Source organism: Weissella cibaria, assembly GCF_004521965.1.
Taxonomy (GTDB): Bacteria; Bacillota; Bacilli; order Lactobacillales; family Lactobacillaceae; genus Weissella; species Weissella cibaria_A.
This window is the reverse complement of record NZ_SDGK01000063.1, coordinates 1-623: the sequence shown is the minus strand read 5'-3', so window position 1 is coordinate 623 and position 623 is coordinate 1. Positions and strand designations below refer to the sequence as shown.

Below are 623 nucleotides of genomic sequence, written 5' to 3'. Positions count from 1 at the left end.
GTTTGTGGGTGGTTCAAACCGTATTCAATGTTAGTCGTCAAGAAACCAATCTTTGAACCGATGTCGTAACGCTTACCCTTGAATTCGTGGGCGTAAACGTGTTGACGCTTGTTCAATGAATCGATGGCGTCCGTCAATTGGATTTCGTTACCCTTACCAGGTGCCGTGTTCTCCAACGCTTCGAAGATTTCTGGCGTCAACAAGTAACGTCCGATGATTGCTAAGTCTGAAGGTGCATCTTCTGGCTTTGGCTTCTCAACGAATGAGTTAACTTGGTGCAATCCGTCTTCAACTTCCTTTTCAGGTGCAATCACACCGTATTCAGAAACTTGCTCGTGAGGAACCTTCATAACAGCAAGCGTTGACTCTCCCGTCGTGTTGTAACGGTCAATCAATTGCTTAGTCAAAGGCGTCTCATCAGCCATCAAGTCATCACCCAACATAACAACGAATGGCTCGTCACCGATAAATGACTTTGCAGTCAAAACGGCGTCTCCCAATCCACGTGGGTGTGATTGACGGATGAAGTACAAGTTAATATCAGTCGTCTCTTCAACCAACTTCAACAATTCGTCCTTACCCTTTTCCTTCAAGTTGTTTTCCAACTCTGGGTTTGAATCGAA

At 45.3% G+C, this 623-nt stretch carries 1 protein-coding gene; it reads right to left on the bottom strand.

The window, feature by feature from the left end:
* A partial coding sequence (locus EST42_RS07775; protein WP_134644932.1) for a UTP--glucose-1-phosphate uridylyltransferase occupies positions 1-623 on the bottom strand: 623 nt, incomplete at both ends.